19 protein-coding genes are annotated in these 18,544 nt (G+C 59.8%); 11 read left to right on the top strand and 8 right to left on the bottom strand.

The features are described 5' to 3' along the window. The first annotated feature begins 40 nt into the window (after positions 1-40). From acs to ACYZUD_RS18700, 5 genes are all read left to right on the top strand, one after another. Entirely contained in the window at positions 41-1,978 is a 1,938-nt protein-coding gene (gene acs, locus ACYZUD_RS18680) for an acetate--CoA ligase (RefSeq protein WP_462019612.1), read from the top strand. Between the two features lie 174 nt (positions 1,979-2,152). Continuing rightward, on the top strand, positions 2,153-3,025 hold the full coding sequence (locus tag ACYZUD_RS18685) for an oxygenase MpaB family protein (protein WP_462019613.1): 873 nt from the start codon (positions 2,153-2,155) through the stop codon (positions 3,023-3,025). A gap of 149 nt (positions 3,026-3,174) precedes the next feature. Then, positions 3,175-4,191, top strand: a complete 1,017-nt coding sequence (locus ACYZUD_RS18690; RefSeq protein WP_462019614.1) for a class I SAM-dependent rRNA methyltransferase — start codon at positions 3,175-3,177, stop codon at positions 4,189-4,191. A 93-nt stretch (positions 4,192-4,284) separates the two neighbouring features. Continuing rightward, on the top strand, positions 4,285-7,239 hold the full coding sequence (locus tag ACYZUD_RS18695; RefSeq protein WP_462019615.1) for a DUF748 domain-containing protein: 2,955 nt from the start codon (positions 4,285-4,287) through the stop codon (positions 7,237-7,239). Continuing rightward, on the top strand, positions 7,239-7,535 hold the full coding sequence (locus ACYZUD_RS18700) for a DUF2845 domain-containing protein (protein WP_462019616.1): 297 nt from the start codon (positions 7,239-7,241) through the stop codon (positions 7,533-7,535). Before ACYZUD_RS18695 ends, ACYZUD_RS18700 begins: the two co-directional genes overlap by 1 nt. 268 nt (positions 7,536-7,803) lie before the next feature. Here ACYZUD_RS18700 and ACYZUD_RS18705 read toward each other — a convergent pair whose 3' ends face one another. Beyond that, complete coding sequence (locus ACYZUD_RS18705; protein ID WP_008042835.1) at positions 7,804-8,157, bottom strand: BON domain-containing protein; 354 nt, start codon at positions 8,155-8,157, stop codon at positions 7,804-7,806. Positions 8,158-8,469: 312 nt separating this feature from the next. Continuing rightward, positions 8,470-8,889 (bottom strand): pilin, encoded by a 420-nt coding sequence (locus ACYZUD_RS18710; protein ID WP_462019617.1) that lies wholly within the window; start codon positions 8,887-8,889, stop codon positions 8,470-8,472. 226 nt (positions 8,890-9,115) lie between these two features. On the opposite strand from ACYZUD_RS18710, the gene ACYZUD_RS18715 reads away from it, so the two are divergent. Genes ACYZUD_RS18715 through yacG form a run of 5 tightly spaced genes read left to right on the top strand, consistent with a single transcriptional unit; the run spans position 9,116 to position 12,167 of the window. Beyond that, positions 9,116-9,256 carry a hypothetical protein gene (locus ACYZUD_RS18715; protein WP_462025211.1) on the top strand — a complete coding sequence of 47 codons (141 nt, stop codon included), beginning with the start codon at positions 9,116-9,118 and terminating at the stop codon, positions 9,254-9,256. Between the two features lie 2 nt (positions 9,257-9,258). Next, positions 9,259-10,476, top strand: coding sequence for a type II secretion system F family protein (locus tag ACYZUD_RS18720; protein ID WP_462019618.1), 1,218 nt, complete (start codon positions 9,259-9,261; stop codon positions 10,474-10,476). Position 10,477: 1 nt separating this feature from the next. Next, complete coding sequence (locus ACYZUD_RS18725) at positions 10,478-11,350, top strand: prepilin peptidase (RefSeq protein ID WP_462019619.1); 873 nt, start codon at positions 10,478-10,480, stop codon at positions 11,348-11,350. Next, positions 11,347-11,970 carry a dephospho-CoA kinase gene (gene coaE, locus ACYZUD_RS18730; RefSeq protein ID WP_462019620.1) on the top strand — a complete coding sequence of 208 codons (624 nt, stop codon included), beginning with the start codon at positions 11,347-11,349 and terminating at the stop codon, positions 11,968-11,970. The genes ACYZUD_RS18725 and coaE overlap by 4 nt, the downstream gene beginning before the upstream one ends. After that, positions 11,967-12,167, top strand: coding sequence for a DNA gyrase inhibitor YacG (gene yacG, locus ACYZUD_RS18735; RefSeq protein ID WP_253418608.1), 201 nt, complete (start codon positions 11,967-11,969; stop codon positions 12,165-12,167). Before coaE ends, yacG begins: the two co-directional genes overlap by 4 nt. Before the next feature lie 9 nt (positions 12,168-12,176). Here yacG and ACYZUD_RS18740 read toward each other — a convergent pair whose 3' ends face one another. Further along, complete coding sequence (locus tag ACYZUD_RS18740; protein ID WP_017340822.1) at positions 12,177-12,392, bottom strand: hypothetical protein; 216 nt, start codon at positions 12,390-12,392, stop codon at positions 12,177-12,179. A gap of 63 nt (positions 12,393-12,455) precedes the next feature. Further along, on the bottom strand, positions 12,456-13,145 hold the full coding sequence (locus ACYZUD_RS18745) for an energy-coupling factor ABC transporter permease (RefSeq protein ID WP_462019621.1): 690 nt from the start codon (positions 13,143-13,145) through the stop codon (positions 12,456-12,458). Positions 13,146-13,688: 543 nt separating this feature from the next. Between ACYZUD_RS18745 and ACYZUD_RS18750 the strand changes: the two genes are divergently transcribed. Further along, complete coding sequence (locus tag ACYZUD_RS18750; protein ID WP_462019622.1) at positions 13,689-13,928, top strand: DUF2790 domain-containing protein; 240 nt, start codon at positions 13,689-13,691, stop codon at positions 13,926-13,928. A gap of 6 nt (positions 13,929-13,934) precedes the next feature. Here the strand turns inward: ACYZUD_RS18750 and ACYZUD_RS18755 are convergent, their stop codons facing one another. The 4 genes from ACYZUD_RS18755 to ACYZUD_RS18770 all read right to left on the bottom strand — a co-directional run bounded on the left by ACYZUD_RS18755 (position 13,935) and on the right by ACYZUD_RS18770 (position 18,535). Beyond that, positions 13,935-14,594: a methyl-accepting chemotaxis protein gene (locus tag ACYZUD_RS18755; RefSeq protein WP_462019623.1), complete on the bottom strand. Its 660-nt coding sequence runs from the start codon at positions 14,592-14,594 to the stop codon at positions 13,935-13,937. Then, positions 14,579-15,847 (bottom strand): OprD family porin, encoded by a 1,269-nt coding sequence (locus ACYZUD_RS18760; RefSeq protein ID WP_462019624.1) that lies wholly within the window; start codon positions 15,845-15,847, stop codon positions 14,579-14,581. The genes ACYZUD_RS18755 and ACYZUD_RS18760 overlap by 16 nt, the downstream gene beginning before the upstream one ends. Positions 15,848-15,864: 17 nt before the next feature. Beyond that, on the bottom strand, positions 15,865-17,070 hold the full coding sequence (locus ACYZUD_RS18765) for a benzoate/H(+) symporter BenE family transporter (protein ID WP_462019625.1): 1,206 nt from the start codon (positions 17,068-17,070) through the stop codon (positions 15,865-15,867). 121 nt (positions 17,071-17,191) lie between these two features. Then, the gene (locus ACYZUD_RS18770; RefSeq protein ID WP_462019626.1) at positions 17,192-18,535 is read right to left on the bottom strand and encodes an aromatic acid/H+ symport family MFS transporter; all 1,344 of its coding nucleotides are present in this window, start codon (positions 18,533-18,535) and stop codon (positions 17,192-17,194) included. Positions 18,536-18,544: the final 9 nt, after the last annotated feature.

Raw genomic sequence — 18,544 nt, forward strand, 5'->3', positions numbered from 1 at the left:
CAGCTCCCCTCTTGTCGCAAAACAAGAATAAGGAACCGTCATGTTCGATATCAGCACGTTCCCCAAAGCCGATGCCGTCCGCCGGGCTGCAAATTTGAGTCAAGACGACTATCAGCGCCTGTACCGCCAATCCATCGAGCACCCCAGCACCTTCTGGGCCGAACAGGCCACCCGCTTTCTCGACTGGAGTACGCCGTGGGATACGGTCCAGCGCTATAACCTGAAGACCGGCGAAGCCAGCTGGTTTGCCGGCGGAAAGTTGAACGTCAGTTACAACTGCATCGACCGCCACCTGGAAAAGCGCGGCGATCAAATCGCGATCATCTGGGAAGGCGACGACCCTGCCGAGTCCGCGCAAATCACCTACAAAAAACTTCATCACCACGTCTGCCGCCTGGCCAATGTGCTCAAAAGCCGTGGCGTGAAAAAAGGCGACCGCGTGTGCATCTACATGCCGATGATCCCCGAAGCCGCTTACGCGATGCTCGCCTGCACGCGGATCGGAGCCGTGCATTCGGTGGTGTTTGGTGGTTTCTCCCCGGACTCTGTACGCGACCGGATTCTCGACGCCGACTGCCGCACCGTGATCACCGCCGACGAAGGCGTACGCGGTGGCAAATTCGTGCCGCTCAAGCAGAAAGTCGACGAGGCGCTGAAAAGTTGCCCGAACGTCAGCACCGTCATTGTGGTCGAGCGCACCCAAGGCGAAGTGAACTGGGTCGAAGGCCGTGACCTCTGGTATCACCAGGCGTTGCGCGATGTCAGCGATGATTGCCCGCCTGAGCCGATGGACGCCGAAGACCCGCTGTTCATCCTCTACACCTCCGGCAGTACCGGCAAACCCAAAGGCGTGCTGCACACCACCGGCGGCTATCTGCTGCAAGCGGCGATGACATTCAAGTACGTGCTCGACTACCGCGACAACGAGGTTTTCTGGTGCACCGCCGACGTCGGCTGGGTCACCGGCCACAGCTACATCGTCTACGGTCCGCTGGCCAACGGCGCGACCACGCTGATCTTCGAAGGCGTGCCAAGCTACCCGAGCAGCTCGCGCTTCTGGCAGGTGATCGACAAGCATCACGTGAACATCTTCTACACCGCACCGACCGCCTTGCGCTCGCTGATGCGCGAAGGCCCCGAACCGTTGAAGGAAACCTCCCGCGCGAGCCTCAGATTACTCGGCAGTGTTGGTGAGCCAATCAACCCGGAAGCGTGGGAATGGTACTTCAACGTCGTAGGCGAGCAGCGTTGCCCGATCGTCGATACCTGGTGGCAGACCGAAACCGGCGGCATCATGCTCAGCCCTTTGGTCAGCGCCCAACGAATCAAACCCGGCTGCGCCACCCAACCGATGTTCGGCGTGCAACCGGTGCTGCTGGATGAGGTAGGCAAGGAAATCAAAGGCGCCGGCAGTGGCGTCCTGGCCATCAAATCCAGCTGGCCGGCGCAGATCCGCAGTGTCTACGGCGACCCGCAACGGATGGTCGACACTTACTTCAAACCTTACCCCGGCTATTACTTCACCGGCGACGGTGCGCGCCGCGACGAAGATGGCGACTACTGGATCACCGGGCGTATCGACGATGTGATCAACGTCTCCGGGCACCGCATCGGCACCGCCGAAGTGGAAAGTGCCCTGGTGTTGCACGACAGCATCGCTGAAGCCGCAGTGGTCGGTTACCCCCACGACGTCAAGGGCCAGGGCATCTACGCCTTCGTCACCCCCATGAACGGTACCGAGGCCAATGAAGAACTGAAGAAAGAACTGCTGGCGCACGTCAGCAAGGAAATCGGCAGTTTCGCCAAGCCGGACTTGATCCAGTGGGCACCGGCCTTGCCGAAAACCCGTTCAGGCAAGATCATGCGGCGGATTTTGCGCAAGATCGCCTGCAATGAACTGGATAGCCTGGGCGACACTTCGACCCTGGCTGATCCAAGCGTGGCTCAGGAGTTGGTCGATAAACGTCTGAATCAATAACGTGTGCGCGGCCTTGGCCTATTACCCTGTAGGAGCGAGCTTGCTCGCGATGGATTCAAGCGCGCCGCGTTTATTCAGAAAATACGCTTTATCGTTAGCGTTCATCGCGAGCAAGCTCGCTCCTACAGGGTGATTGGGCCAAGGCCGCGCCCTTTTTTTCGCCACTGAGTCGCCATGGAATTCATCCGCACCCGCATCGAAACCCAGATCATGAGCCTGACCGGTCTGTCCCTGGGCAAGCTCGACCTGGAAAACCCCAAGGGCGATCCCGGCCTGTTCGGCCCCGATTCGGTGAGCTGGCAAGTCCATGCCGATTTCAGCAGCATGCTGATAGGCGGTATCAGCGCCCTGATGCTGCAAGCCCTGCATCCACTGGAACTGGCCGGAGTCTGGGACCATTCAAATTTCCGCGAGGACATGATCGGTCGGTTGCGCCGCACCGGGCAGTTCATTTCCGGGACCACCTTCGGTTCGCGTAAGGACGCCGACTGGCTGATCGAGAAAGTCCGCACCATCCACCTGCAAGTGACCGGCACTGCGCCGGATGGCCGGTCCTACGCCGCCAGTGATCCCGACCTGTTGACCTGGGTGCATGTGGCCGAGGTCAGCAACTTCCTCGCCGCGCACCTGCGTTACCGCAATCCGCACCTGTCCCTGGCCGATCAGGACCGCTACTACGGCGAAATCGCCTTGGTCGCTGAACGCCTTGGCGCCCGTAACGTACCCCGTTCACGGCAGGAAATTGCCGATTACCTTGAACGAATCCGCCCGCAACTGCTGTGCGACGAGCGCAGTCGCGAGGTGTTGCGCCTGCTGTTGAACGCCCCGGCCCCCAGCCGTTTGGCCAAGCCTTTCGGCGGCTTGATGATGCAGGCCGGAATCGACCTGCTGCCGGACTGGGCCAGTGACATGCTGGGTGTCAGCCAGAGCCCGCTGCAACGCAAGCTGATCCGCGCCAGCGTCAATCGCAGTGCACCGATGCTGCGTTGGGCGGTGCGTAATGGCTCGGTGCATCGGGCCAAACGGCGGATGGGTTTGTTGACCTGAAAAAAAGCTTAAAAGCTTCGCGAGCAGGCTCGCTCCCACAAAATCACCGCGCTACCTGTGGGAGCGAGCCTGCTCGCGATAGCAGCAACTCGGTCTGGCGCCAAGCTGTTAAACTCCCGCGCCAAATTCCCTCCTGCAAGGCGCCCAGCATGTCTTCCTTGAATCAGGCGCTGCGCGCCGCCCTCGATCATCGCCAGGACCTGCTTGCGGAGCTGCATCAGCAAGGCACCGATTGCTATCGCCTGTTTCATGGCAGCCAAGAAGGCGCCGGTGGCTTGACCATCGACCGCTACGGCCCGCAACTGTTGGTGCAGAGCTTTCACCAGTCGCTGGAACGGGATGCGCTGCTGCAACTGCACGACACCATCAATCAACACCTGGGCCTCGACACCCTGCTGGTCTACAACGACCGCTCCCGTGGCAACTCACGCATCGACCGTGAAGACACCGTCTACCGCGCCGACGAAGCCGCGCTGCAAGACCTGATCGGTCACGAATGGGGCCTCAATTACCGGGTTCGCGGTCGCCACGCAGGCCAGGATCCGTTGCTGTTCCTGGACCTGCGCAACACGCGCGGCTGGATCAAGGAACACAGCCAAAACAAAAGCGTGCTGAACCTGTTTGCCTACACCTGTGGCGTCGGTCTCAGCGCTGCGGCCGGGGGTGCGCGTGAGGTCTGCAATCTGGATTTCGCCGAAGGCAACCTGGCGGTCGGCCATGAGAACGGCCTGCTCAATCCGCAATTGCCGACCATGGAGTTCATCCAGTCCGATTACTTCCCGGCGATCCGCCAACTGGCCGGCCTGCCGATCAGCCAGCGTCGCGGGCAAAAGCTGCCGAGCTACCAGCGTCTGGAACAGCGTCAGTACGACCTGGTGCTGCTCGACCCGCCGGCCTGGGCCAAGAGCGCTTTCGGCACCGTCGACCTGCTGCGCGACTACCAGAGCCTGCTCAAACCCGCGCTGCTGACCACCGCCGACGGTGGCGTGCTGATCTGCTGCAACAACCTGGCAAAGGTCAGCATGGACGAGTGGCGCGAACAGGTTCTACGTTGTGCAGAGAAAGCCGGACGACCGGTGCGTGAGTGGACAGTGATGAAACCGGGCGGCGATTTCCCGTCCATGGATCAGCAGCCGCCACTGAAAACCCTGATCCTGCAGCTCTGAAAATCAACGGAAAAATCAGATAAATCCTATAAGGCGTGATTACTTCGGAACCGGAAACGCGTGCCATACTCCAACGCACTCCGATTCAGACAGATGAAGCCGCACATGCCCAAAGGATTGATTCGCGCTATCGGCGCTTTGTTGACTGCTCTGGCCCTCTACAGCCTGCTGGGGTTTCTGATTTTGCCGGGTATCGCGTTGCGGGTGGCCAATCAGCAATTGGCCAACTACGCCACGACGCCCGCCACCCTTACGCGAATAGAGCTCAACCCCTTCAGCCTTGAAGTGACGCTGTGGGGCCTGATCATCGGCGAGCCGGGCAAGGAGCAGGTCGGCTTCGAGCGACTGTATGCCAACCTGCAGATCGACAGCCTCTGGACCAAAGCGCTGCACCTGTCCGATATCGAACTGGACAAACCCAAGACCGAAATCCTCTTCGGCAAGGACGGCAAACTCAACCTGCTCGGCCTGTTCAAACTGCCGGCGAGCGAGCCGACGCCGGCCAACCCGGACGCCAAACCGTTCCCCCTGCGGGTCGAGCGCATCAAACTGGCCGACGGCTATGTGCACTTCCAGGACGCACGCCCCAGCGAGCCGATCGAATTTCTCTACGACAAACTCGATTTCGAACTGAAAAACCTCAGCACCCTGCCCGAAGACAGTGCCGACATGACGCTGGTGGCCATCGGCCCGGCAGGTGGACAGATCGACTGGACCGGCAATTTCAGCCTGATCCCGATCGCCTCAGAAGGTAAGCTGAAAGTCACCGACGGCAAGATGAAAGCCTTTTGGCCCTATGTGCGTGACGCTGTGCCACTGGACCTCGAAGACGGCGTCGTCAACCTCAGCACCGATTACAAGCTCAACCTGTCCAAGGAAACCGAACTGCTGCTGAGCAATGTCGCGGTCAGCATCGCACCGTTCGCCATCAAGGCCCCGGACGGTCGGCCGTTGGCGAAACTCGAGCGACTGGACATCAGCGAAACCACCGTGGACCTGGCGAAACAGCAGGTGGTAGTCGGCAAGATCCGTAGCCAGAAACTCGAAACATGGGCCGCCCTCGAAGCCGATGGGCAACTCGATTGGCAGAAACTGTTCGCCAGCCAACCGTCCAAAGAGACCGTCAAAGCCAACGCCGAACCGGTCAGTACCCCAGCCGCCGCCGACTCACCGAAACCCGAACCCGCGCCACCGAGCAAACCCTGGCAGGTACTGCTCAAAGACGTGCAATTGCGTGATTACCAGGTGCATCTGGCTGACCGCAAGGCGCAACCCGCCGTGGCGGTTGACGTCGGCCCGCTGAATCTGGACCTGCAGAATTTCGACAGCCTCAATGGCTCGCCCTTCAGTCTCAAGCTCGACACCGGCGTGGGCAAGCAAGGCAAGCTCACTGCCGACGGCGAGGTCAATCTGGCCCCGGTCAGCGCCAAACTGAAGGTGCAAACCAAGGACATCGACCTGCGGGTCGCCCAGTCCTACATCAACCCGTTCATTCGCCTGGAACTGCGCAGCGGCATGCTCGGCAGTGATCTGGCAGTCAATCTGAAAAGCACTGAGCCACTGGCCTTCAGCGTCACAGGCAAAGCTCAGGTCGACCAGTTGCATACCCTCGACACCCTGAAAACCCGCGACTTCCTCAAGTGGCAGCAGCTGGTGCTCGAAGGCCTGAACTATCAGCACGGCGACAGCCTGTCGATCGATAAGGTCAACCTGTTCCAGCCCTACGCGCGCTTCATGATCAACGATGACCGCACCACCAACATCGATGATCTGCTGATCCCGCAGCCGGCCGACTCTGGCGCCAAGACTGCCGCCGCAAAACCGGCAGCCGGCAAGGACAAGCCGCTGGGCATCCACATCGGTGGCATCGCCATCAATGACGGCTCGGCCAACTTTGCCGACTTCAGTCTCACCCCGAACTTCGCGACCGCCGTTCAACAGCTCAACGGGCAGATCGGCACCATCGACAGCCGTCAGGCGAAACCCGCGACCGTGGACATCAAAGGCAAAGTCGACCGCTATGCACCGGTGACCATCAAGGGCTCGGTCAACCCGTTCGACCCGATGGCCAGCCTCGATATCGCCACCAGTTTCAAACGGGTGGAACTGACCACGCTGACGCCCTACTCCGGCAAGTTCGCCGGTTACCGCATCCGCAAGGGCCGGCTCAATCTCGACCTGCATTACCTGATCACCAAGGGCCAGCTCAAGGCCGAAAACAAAGTGGTGGTCGAACAACTGCAACTGGGTGAAAAAGTCGACAGCCCGGACGCCGTGAGCCTGCCGCTGAAACTGGCGATTGCCTTGCTCAAGGACGTCGACGGCAAGATTTCCATCGAGCTGCCGGTAACGGGCGACCTGAACAACCCGCAGTTCAGCATCATGCCGATTGTCTGGCAGACTCTGCGCAACCTGATCGTCAAAGCCGCCGCCGCGCCGTTCAAAATGATTGGCGGGCTGGTCAGTGGTGGCGGTTCGGAAGATTTGGGCACCGTATCGTTTGCACCGGGCTCAAGTGAACTGAGCAAAGACGCCGAGGGTTCGCTGGTCAAGTTGTCCCAGGCCCTCAAGGAACGTCCGGCCCTGCGCCTGGAAATCGAAGGCACCGCCGCTGCAAGCAGCGATGGCCCACTGATCGCCGAGCAGCGCCTGGAACGGGAATACCAGTACAACTACTACAAAATGCTCCAGCGTCGCGGCGACAAGGTGCCGGCTCAAGCCTCGCTGCTGCAAGTACCGGACGGCGAGAAAGGTGCGCTCCTGGAAGGGATTTACCGCACGCGCCTGAAGACTCAGCCACCGGCCGAATGGAAAGACCTGGGCAAGGAAGAACGCACCGCGAAAATGCGCGAAGGCGTGATCAAGTTCTGGAGTTCCAGCGACGTGCTGTTGCGTCAGCTGGGCCAGGATCGCGCCAGCAGCATCAAGGATTACCTGGTCGACAAGGGTCAATTGGCCGATGACCGCGTGTACTTTGTCGACGCCAGCCTCGGCGAAGCTGAAGGCGACGGTCGGGTGATTACGCCGCTGCATCTGGACGCCGAGTGATGATCAGACGATCGCTGATGAGCCTGGTACTGGCAATGGCTGCCAGTCAGGCCTCGGCGGCGGATACCCTGCGCTGCGGCAGTCAATTGATCAGCGTCGGCGACCGTTCCAGCGAGGTGCTGCAGAAATGCGGTGAACCGGTCAGCCGCGATGTGTTGGGCTACAAGCGCAGCGTCGACCGACGGGAAGAGTTTCAGGTCGAGGAATGGACCTACGGGCCCAACGGCGGGATGTACCAGTACCTGCGGTTTGAAGGTAATCGCTTGAAGCAGATCACCAGCAAGCGCGGTAACTGAACCCACCACACACCCATGTGGGAGCGAGCCTGCTCGCGATTGCTGACTGACATTCGATACATACGTTGAATGAAAGACCGCTTTCGCGAGCAGGCTCGCTCCCACAGTTGTTTTGCGCAGCCCACAATAGAACAGGCCCCGGACACGAATGTCCGGGGCCTGTAATGGCCACATCCTTGTGGCCTTCGCATGAACTCTCAAGTTGCGGCAGACGTATGACTCGGCTCGTCTACCGCGCCTTCTCCCGGTCCAGGCGAGAAGTCTTGCCTTACTCGGCTTTCAGGCCGTCAGCGGAGACCGCCTGGACGCCTTTGATTTTCTTGGCGATGGCCACGGCGGTGGCTTTCTGAGCGTCAGTCACCGCAACGGTGGACGACAGGGACACGACGCCTTTGTTGGTTTCGACTTTGATATCGGTACCAGGAATGCCTTTTTCGGTCACCAGGTCAGCTTTGACTTTGGTGGTGATCCAGGTGTCGGAAGTAGCTTCCTTGGCCTTGGTCACTTCACCAGCGGCCAGCACCATTGGCGCCTGGGTAGCCTGGGTTTGAGCAAATGCTACGTTGGCCATGGTCAGGGTCAGCGCGGTAGCAGTAGCGGCAGCAATAGCGAACTTCTTCATACGAGTAACTCCTGTTTTTCTAGAAAGTCTGCTGCGTGTCTTGTCAGCAGGGTTACCAGAGATATTGCGAACGCTGTGCCAACTTTGAGACAGACAATAAATCTTTATAAAACAACAACTTATTTAATCACCTGATTTTCGGAATCATGCAAAATGCATGACTGCGAAATTATCGACATGCAAGTTGCGGGTTTTGCCGCAGGCCTAAGGCCATGAATTGTCGGAGGTTTTCTCAATCCCAGGATTTACCTGGACGGCGAACAAAAAAATACCCCGCCCCATGAAAGGCGAGGTATTGAGCGTGGCGATGAATCAAGCGGCCGGGGCGACGCCGGCGCAGCCTTTAGGCGCGTATTCCTGTTCGACGGTGGTGACGCATGTCCAGCCAGTCAACGAACGCAAAAGGGTAATGGTTTTATTCAACACCGGACCCGGAGCATTCAGAATGGTGCAGCCGATAGTGCCGGTACCGTCAGCCGCTTTACCCGTGGCTGTCGTGGTGCAGTTAGAGGTTGTTGCCGTGCCGCCGATCGTCGCCAGAGCCGGATCGGTCCCCTGGTTCATAAGATCCTCGAACGGAACCTTCAAGGCGGAAATCTCCGCCAGACCGGCCGTCACCTTGGCCCGCGCCTGATACTTCGAGTAAGCCGGCAAGGCAAATGTCGCCAGAATCCCGATGATCGCCACCACGATCAGCAGTTCGATCAGGGTAAAACCTTTTTGAGTGTTCATAGACAGGCTCCATGCATGAGTCGGAATCTCATGATCTGAACTAGCCGCAGCACAGCCCGTGCCAAGCCCTTTCTAGCCCTGTTGCCGGGGTTCGCAAACTACGCAACGCCCTTTCCTACCCCCAGAATCCGCACTATCTGACACTTTTTGTCACCTGGGTCACCCTGGTTTGGTTCCACCGTTTGACTAGGCTATAAGTCATGAACTGTCTGCGTCCGGTACCCCAATGAATGACATCGCCCCTAGCGGCCTGGCCAAGCACGAGGAACGCATCGGCTTATTCACGATCTATGAACCGGTCGGTTGCGATCAGTGCAATGGCGGCATCACCCGTCTTGAAGAAATCAACCGGGTCACGAAGGACTGAACATGGCGGTCAAAGCAGCAAAAATCAGCGTGTATACCTGGGAAGGCACGGACAGGAAAGGCACGAAAATGACCGGCGAACTGAGCGGTCAAAACCCGGCGTTGATCAAGGCTCAGTTGCGCAAACAAGGCATCAACCCCGGCAAGGTGCGCAAGAAGTCTGCCTCGATCTTCGACATGGGCAAGCGCATCAAGGCCCAGGACATTGCCCTGTTTACCCGGCAAATGGCGACCATGATGAAAGCCGGCGTGCCGTTGTTGCCGTCGTTCGACATCATCGGCGAAGGCTTTGATAACCCGGCCATGCGCAAGCTGGTGGATGAGGTGAAACAGGAAGTCGCGGCGGGCAACAGCTTCGCTGCGTCCTTGCGCAAAAAGCCCCAGTATTTTGATGAGCTCTACTGCAACCTGGTGGATGCCGGCGAGCAGGCCGGCGCCCTGGACACCCTGTTGGAACGGGTGGCGACCTACAAGGAAAAGAGCGAAAGCCTCAAGGCCAAAATCAGGAAAGCCATGACGTACCCGCTGTGCGTGGTGTTCGTCGCGATCATTGTGACCGGGATTCTGCTGGTCAAGGTGGTGCCGCAGTTCGAGTCGGTATTTAGAGGGTTTGGTGCCGAACTGCCGGCGTTCACGGTGATGGTCATCGGCCTGTCGGAGTTCATGCAGGACTGGTGGTGGATGATGCTCGGCGTGTTGATCGCGGCGATCTTCGGCCTGCGCCATGCCTTCAGAACCTCGCAAGGCTTTCGGGACCGGACGGACACCTGGCTGCTGAAACTGCCGTTGATTGGCACATTGATGTACAAGTCTGCCGTGGCCCGCTACGCCCGCACGCTGTCGACCACCTTCGCGGCGGGTGTCCCACTGGTGGAAGCGCTGGATTCGGTGGCCGGCGCAACCGGCAACATCGTGTTCAAGCGAGCGGTGCTGCGCATCAAGCAGGACGTTTCGACGGGGATGCAACTGAACTTCTCCATGCGCACTTCCGGCGTCTTTCCGAACATGGCGATCCAGATGACCGCCATTGGCGAAGAGTCCGGTGCACTGGATGACATGCTCGACAAAGTCGCGAGTTTCTACGAGGACGAGGTCGACAACATGGTCGATAACCTCACCAGCCTGATGGAGCCGTTCATCATGGTGGTGCTGGGTGTTATTGTCGGTGGCCTGGTGGTTGCGATGTACCTGCCCATCTTCCAACTCGGCACAGCGATCTGACATGCCCTTGAACGAAATCCTGACTGTCTACCCGCTGACCTTCGTCGCTATTGCAGGGGTGGTCGGCCTGCTGGTCGGCAGCTTTCTCAATGTGCTGATCTGGCGCCTGCCGAAAATGCTCGAGCGTGAGTGGCGAGTGCAGGCCCATGAGATTCTGGGCCTGCCCACCGAAACACCGCTTGCGACCTACAACCTGCTACTGCCTCACTCCCAATGCCCGCACTGTGGCCACCGGATCCGGGCCTGGGAAAACATCCCCGTGCTCAGTTATGTCTTTCTGCGTGGACGATGCTCAAGCTGCACGACACCGATCAGCAAACGCTACCCGTTGACCGAACTGGCCTGCGGCCTGGTGTCGGCGTTCATCGCGTGGCACTTCGGTTTCGGTTGGCCTGCGTGCATGACGCTGGTCCTGACCTGGGGCCTGTTGGCCATGAGCCTGATCGACGCCGAGCATCAACTGTTGCCGGATGTGCTGGTACTGCCATTGATGTGGCTGGGGCTGATCGTCAACAGTTTCAGCCTGTTCGTGCCGCTGCATGAAGCGCTGTGGGGGGCGATTGCCGGCTACCTGTTGCTGTGGTCGGTGTTCTGGCTGTTCAAGCTGATCACCGGCAAGGACGGCATGGGCCACGGTGACTTCAAGTTACTGGCGATGTTCGGCGCCTGGGGCGGCTGGCAGATTTTGCCACTGACTATCCTGGTGTCATCCTTGGTGGGCGCGGTTATCGGCGTGATTATGCTGCGTGTGCGCAACGCGAAAACCTCGACGCCGATCCCCTTCGGTCCCTATCTGGCGATTGCCGGCTGGATTGCCTTGCTCTGGGGTGGTCAAATAACCGACTTCTATTGGCAGTTTGTCGGTTTGAAATGAATACCCCTGTGGAAAAACCCTGGATTCTCGGCCTGACCGGCGGCATCGGCAGCGGCAAAAGCGCGGCTGCCCAGCACTTCATCGACCTGGGCGTGCACGTGGTGGACGCCGATCACGCGGCGCGTTGGGTGGTGGAGCCGGGTCGCCCGGCGCTGGCGAAGATTGCCGAGCACTTCGGGCCCGGCGTGCTGCAAGCGGACGGGCAACTGGATCGCGCGGCATTGCGCAAATTGATCTTCGAAGTGCCGGAGGAACGGCGCTGGCTCGAAGCGCTGCTGCATCCGCTGATCGCCGAGGAAATCTCCGATCATCTGGGCAAGGCACAATCACCTTACGCGATTCTGGTTTCGCCGCTGCTGATCGAGTCCGGGCAGTACGCCTTGACCCAACGGGTCCTGGTGATCGATGCCCCCGAACAGCTACAGATCGAACGCACCCTGCAACGTGACCAGACCAGCGAACAACAGGTCCAGGCGATCCTCAAGGCCCAGTCCAGCCGACAGGATCGCGTGAGCCATGCCGACGATGTGGTGGTCAACGACCGCGACCTCGCCTGGCTGCACAGCGAGGTCGAACGCCTGCATCACTTTTACCTTACTTTGCGTGGAGGCCAGTCATGAGCCAAACCCCAACCGTCGATTGCCCAACCTGCGGCGCCCCTGTCGAATGGAGCCCCGAAAGCAAATTCCGGCCGTTCTGTTCAGACCGTTGCAAACTGATCGACCTGGGCGCCTGGGCGTCGGAAGAACACAAGATTCCGGTAAGCCCGGACGCCGAGGACGAACTGTTCAGCGAAGACTTCGATCCGCGTCACTGATGCCGCTCATCAGGGCCGCATGAAGCCGTAGTCCTGACCGTCATCGAGGTTCTCGGCGAGAAACTGCAACTCGTCGGCCAGATCCTCGATACTGCGCACAGCCTTGCTCTGCTGCACCACCGCACTGAGCAAGGCGCGCAGGCTCAGTCCCGGATCAAATCCCACCTCTTGCGCCGCATCCAGACTGTGGCGTAATTCCTGCCTTGCCCATTCGTAGACACTCATTTCGATGCTCCTGAAGGTTTTCCGGAGCATGGATTCGTCAACGCTTTTTGGATTTGATGTGGATCAAGATTTGGGATCGTCGTCTTTCCAGGGCGCCGAAAGGTAGCGTGTGCGATTGAAGGTCTCCAGCCATTCAGGGCAGAACACCACCAGCGCGCTGATTACCATGCCGTTGATAAACGCCTCCGGAAAAATGATCAGCCACAGGTAACCGACAAAATCTTCGAGCCAGTACGGCATGGCGAAACGTTCGTCGAACCACAGCAACCACAGCGCCAGCAGCAGACACAGCAACGCCGACAGCGCCGCCGCAAAGAAACCGGAAACGAAGATATACACAAAGGGATTACGCGGCTGCGCCCGCTCCACCAGGATCGCGCAGCACTCGGTGACCAGCACCGGCAAAAGTATCAACAACGCGCCGTTCACCCCGACAGCGGCCAAGTCCTGACGCCCGAGCAACACCAGCCCTGTTTGCGCCACCAGCCCGCCGACAATCGCCAACGGCCAATCCAGCAGCAAGGTCACGGCCGTCATGCCGATGAAGTGGTAGGACACGCCGGTATCGAAATCCCGTCGCACCAGCCAGAGCATGAACAGCGCAAACACCGTGCCGAACAGCAGATGCTGGCGGCGGCGGTCGCTGAACAGTTCGACCCACGGTGCTCGCGCGATGGCCCAGATCAGTATCGGCACATAGATCAGCCACCCCACCGTGAGGGTTTCGGGTGACAGTAATTCGGCACCGATCATGGCGGGGCGCACTCCTTTGTCTTTGCCGAAAGAGGATTGGGTCTCAGTCTACACCGGGCTTTGAATGCGCTTCGATTTTGCTCTTCGGCCTCTGGGAAAGGGGCAGACAGATCAAGATCAAAAACAAGATCAACAGCCAGAGCCAATAGTGGCGTTGTACCTGTGGGAGCGAGCCTGCTCGCGAAAAACGTCCGGACACCGCGTTCATTCAGACAGCGCGCGTTATCGTTGACGTCCTTCGCGAGCAGGCTCGCTCCCACAGGGGAATGCGTACGCTTTGAGTGATAGGCCAGCCGGCAGGCCCACGAAGCAGGACCGGAGCGAGGGCATGCCGAGCCTAAGCGAGGCACCGAACGAAAGGGGCAAGAGCCCTTTGGTTACTTTGGGGCTTTTTGTATAGACCGAAGAAACGGATAGGTACGCAATCAAAACACCGCAAGCGATTGTTACATTTCCTGCAAAGCTGAATCAGTCCCAGCCCCCTTTATCGACCACAGCCAAAGACTAAACTTCAAGCATCAAAACCAACACCGAGCCCACAAAATGAAAACCCTGATCAGCCTTATTCTGACCGTCGCAGCCACCTCAGCCATGGCCGCCGGCAGCGAGCCCGCCACCCCGTACGACCCGTCGCAACCGCTGGACATCGCCAAGGTGGTTTCAGTGACCGACACCGCAACCGCATGCGACGTCGTACCCGCGACCATGGTGTACATCGATCATCAGGGCCAGACCCACCGCGTGACGTATCAAGTGATGGGCAACTGCACAAGCAACCTGTAACACGACTCACACAATCATCCGCTTCGCCTGCAACGCCAAATCATGCAGGCCGGCCAGCCGCGCCATGATCCGCTCGACCACCTCGACCCTGGCCACCGCACCACTTTGCAATTCACCCATCGAATGCAAAGCCACGCCGGCCTTTTCCAGCCCCAGGCGTGTTGAACCGGACAACTGCTGAAGCCCCTGTCGCGCTTGCTCGGCCGACTGTTCCAGCCCCGTGGCGATTTGCCGGATCTGCGCACTGGAGTCCGCCGCCTGACGCGAGAGATTGCGCACCTCATCGGCCACCACCGCAAACCCTCGGCCATGGCTGCCCGCCCTCGCCGCCTCGATCGCCGCGTTCAACGCCAGCAGGTTGGTCTGACGGGAAATGTCCTGAATGCTGCCGACAATCGCGCCGATGCGCATCGACTGACTGCCGAGCTCGTCGAACACTTGATCCAGACGCTGCATGTAGAGATTCAGATCCTCCAGCACACTGGCCGAAGACTGCATGCTCAGCGCACTCGCCTTGACCCGTTCGCCGGCCGTGCGCGCCAGTTGATTGGCAAAGCGCATGTCCTCCTCGGTTTGCAGCACAGACTCGGTCAATTGCTCCAGCTTGACCTGCAAGCCGATTTTGTACGGTGACTGTTCTTTTTCAGGGTTCATAGCAGCGTCCATGTGTAGCTGAGGATCAGGCGATTTTCGTCGATGTCACTGCGGTAGTTGGAACGCGCCATCACGTTGCGCACGCGAATCCCCAGGCCTTTCAGGCTGCCGCTCTGCAGCACATAGCCAAGATCAAGATCGCGCTCGCGGTCCTTGCCCTCGAACCCTTGGCCGGTGTCGACGTTGTTGCCGGAGATGTAGCGCACGGTGCTGGTCAGCCCCGGCACGCCGAGCGCCGCGAAATCGTAGTCGTAACGCGCCTGCCAGGAACGCTCATCGGTGTAGGCGAACTCGTAGGTCGGCACCTCGTTGCCCAGCGGGGTGATGTTGGCAAAGACCCGCGGGAAGGCGCTGTCGCCGAACATGCCCTGATAACCGACATAAAACGTGTGACCGCCGCGCTTGGCCGACAGCAAGGAGAAGAACGCCTGGTTGTCGATATTGCCCAGCAGTTTTTTGCCGTCTTCGCGTGAATCGTAATAACCAAGGTTGGCGCCCAAGGTCCAGTCACCCAACGGCTCGCTGTGCTTGAGGCCGAGAAACCGCTGGTTGTAAATGTCTTCCAGTTGCCCGAACCAGGCGCTGACCGAACTGCGTTTATCGTTGAAGGCGTAATCGGCACCGGCGAAGTTGAAGCCGTCACTGCTGACCTGACGCTGCGGTACATGGCCGAGCATGGCTTGCATCTTTTCGTCGCCAGCCTCGTTGCGCAGGCTGGTCGTATTCAAGTGGCCACCTTGCAAGGTCAGGCCATTGATCTCGTTCGAGCTGATGCTTGCGCCTTGATAGCTGGGCGGCAGCAAACGGATATCGCTGAAGGCCAGCACCGGCAAATTGGGTTGCAACTCACCCACCTTCAGCTCGGTTTTGGAGTAGCGCACCTTCAGCGCAGCTTCGAGACGGCTGTAATCATTCGCCGCGCGCCCATCATCCTTTACGGGCAAAAGACCGGTGTTGACCCGGTCCGGACTGCTGTCGAGTTTGAGGCCGAGCAGGCCGATCACATCCACGCCAAATCCGACGGGGCCTTGGGTGTATCCGGATTTGACGTTGAGGATGAAGCCCTGTGCCCACTCTTCAGCCTTCGATTGCTTGTTCGCCCCGACGATGTCGGAAAAGTCCCGGCTGAAGTAGTAATTGCGCGCTTGCAAGGTGGCCGTGGTGTCTTCGATGAAGCCGCCCTCGGCGGCCATCACCCCACCGGAAAAACCCGAGACGACAGCCATGGACAACACTGAACCGGTTGTTGGAAGAATCTGTTTCATCGTTTTTTCTCTTATTTTTATTGATCGACAGGTTGAAGTGCTTCAGCCGCAGCGCTTTCGCGACGGGCGTTTAACAACAGGTGGGTGACCATGCCGAAAATCAGCCCCCAAAATGCAGCGGACAAACCAAACAACGACATGCCCGACGCGGTAGTGAGAAAGGTCACCAACGCGGCTTCACGATCGCTCGGCACGGCCATTGCGCCGGCCAACGACCCGGCAATTGCAGCGAACAGCGCCAGCCCGGCCAGGGCCGCGATCAGTTCCTTGGGGAACGCTGAAAACAACGAAACCAGCGTGGCACCGAAGATCCCCAGCACCAGGTAACACAGCCCGCCCACCACCCCGGCCACGTAGCGTTTGCCGGAATCCTCATGCGCCTCGCGGCCAGTGCAAATGGCTGCGGTAATCGCCGCCAGATTCAGCCCATGGCAACCGAACGGTGCCAACAGCGCCGTGCCCAACGCACTGCTGGCGATGATCGGCCCGGCCGGTGTTGCGAAGCCGCTGGCGCGCAGCACCGCCATGCCGGGAACAAACTGGCCGGTCAGCGCCACCATCACCAGCGGCAAGGCGATATTGAGGGTCGCGCTCAGGCTGAACGCAGGCGTGATCCACACCGGCGTGGCCAGACCGATCACCAACGCCTCGCCGTGTAAATCACCGGCGAGAAAAGCCATCGAGCAGCCCACCAGCAGCACCATCAACACCGCATAACGCGGCATCACCCGCTTGCAGATCAGGTACGTGGCAAACATCGCCAGCACCAACAACGGCTTGCCCTGCAACGAGACGAACAGCCCGGTGCCGAAGCTGAACAGAATCCCCGCCAGCATCGCCGCCGCAATCGCCGCCGGCAGTTTGCCGATGATCCGGTCGAACGCCCCCGACACCCCGACCAGAAAGATAATCACGCTGCTGACCAGATAGGCGCCCACCGCCTCCGGCATGGAGATCCCCGGCAGCAGCGCCACCAGCAACGCCGAGCCCGGTGCCGACCACGCGATGATCACCGGCACGCGGTAACGCAGGCTCAAACCGATGCCGAGCACTGCGCTGCCGATGGAAATTGCCCAGACCCAGGACGACAGCACTTCCCGCGACAGGTGTGCGGCCTCGGCGGCCTGAAAAATAATCACCAACGGACCTGCGTAGGAAATCACCGTGGCGATAAATCCGGCGACGGCCGCAGACAGGGAAAAGTCCTGGAAAAACGCTTTCATGAAACCTCGCCGCAAGACTCGTCAGGCGATCCGTGGCGCAGGCCCGGCCGCTCTTGTTCGGGAAAAAGGTGTGGTCCCGACCAGGCGACACGGCATTACGCCGCGTCGTCCGCCGCCAGGTTCAAGCGCTGGTCGGCGCCAGCGTCCGGGCAACACCTTTGGCGCTGCGCCGACTGCTGATGGCGAACACGGTCATGGCGATGGCAGCCACCGCACCGGGCAAGGCAAACGCCATGAAGTTCAGTTGCAGCGGCAGGCTGATCCCCAGCAAGGCACCGCCCAGCAGCGGGCCGACGATGGCGCCGTTGCGCCCGATGCCCGACGCCCAGCCCAGACCGGTGGAGCGAATGGTCATGGAGTAGAACTGCGCGGCGCAGGCGTACAACAGAATCTGCGAGCCGATGGTGGTAGCGCCGGCGATGGCGATCAGCAGGTACAACAGCGGCATCGGGCTGTTGAAACCCAGCAAGGTGATCGACACGGCAGCCATGGCGAAGAACACCGCCAACACGCGCGGCAGGTTGAGCTTGTCACCCAGGACGCCGCCACCGACCGCACCGAAAATGGCACCGAAGTTGAGCACCAGCAGGAACGACAAGCTCGACCCCAGGCTGTAACCAGCGTTGGCCATCAGTTTCGGCAACCAGGAACTCAAGGCGTAGACCATCAGCAGGCAGCAGAAAAACGCCAGCCACAGCATCAGTGTGCGCAGCGCACGCCCCTCGCGAAACAGCTGTAACACGGGGGTGCCGGTGCCCTTCACTTCGCTCATGTGCAGTTGATCGCTGGTTTGCGCGACGTACGCCGGGTCAACCCGTTGGAGGATGTTGCGCGCCTCTTCATTGCGTCCCTGGCGCAGCATGAAACCCACCGACTCGGGCAGGAAGTACATGATCAACGGCAACAACACCAGCGGCAGCACCGCGACGTAAAACACCGACTGCCAACCGAAGCTCGGGATCAGCACGATGCCAAGTCCCGCCGAGAGCATGCCGCCCACCGAATAACCGCTGAACATGATGGCGACCAGCGTGCTGCGGATTTTTTTTGGCGCGTACTCGTTCATCAGCGCCACGACGTTGGGCATCACCCCGCCAATACCCAGACCGGCAATGAACCGGCACAGGCCGAACTCGGTGGGGTTACGGGCAAAACCATTGAGCACGGTAAAACCGCTGAAGAGCATCACGCAGATCGTGATGGCTTTTTTGCGGCCGATCTTGTCCGACAGCGGACCGAAAAACAGCGCGCCGAACATCATCCCGAACAGTGCATAACTGCCCAGCGCGCCGGCTTGCAGGGGACTGAGCCCCCACTCTTTCATCAGCATCGGCAGCACCACGCCGTAGATCACCAGATCGTAACCGTCGAAAATGATGATCAGGGCACACCAGAACAGCACCATCCAATGGAAGCGGTTGAATCGTGCGTTGTCGATAACCTCATGTACGTCAATCTTGCGCATGGCATTTAT

Source organism: Pseudomonas sp. XS1P51, assembly GCF_054897845.1.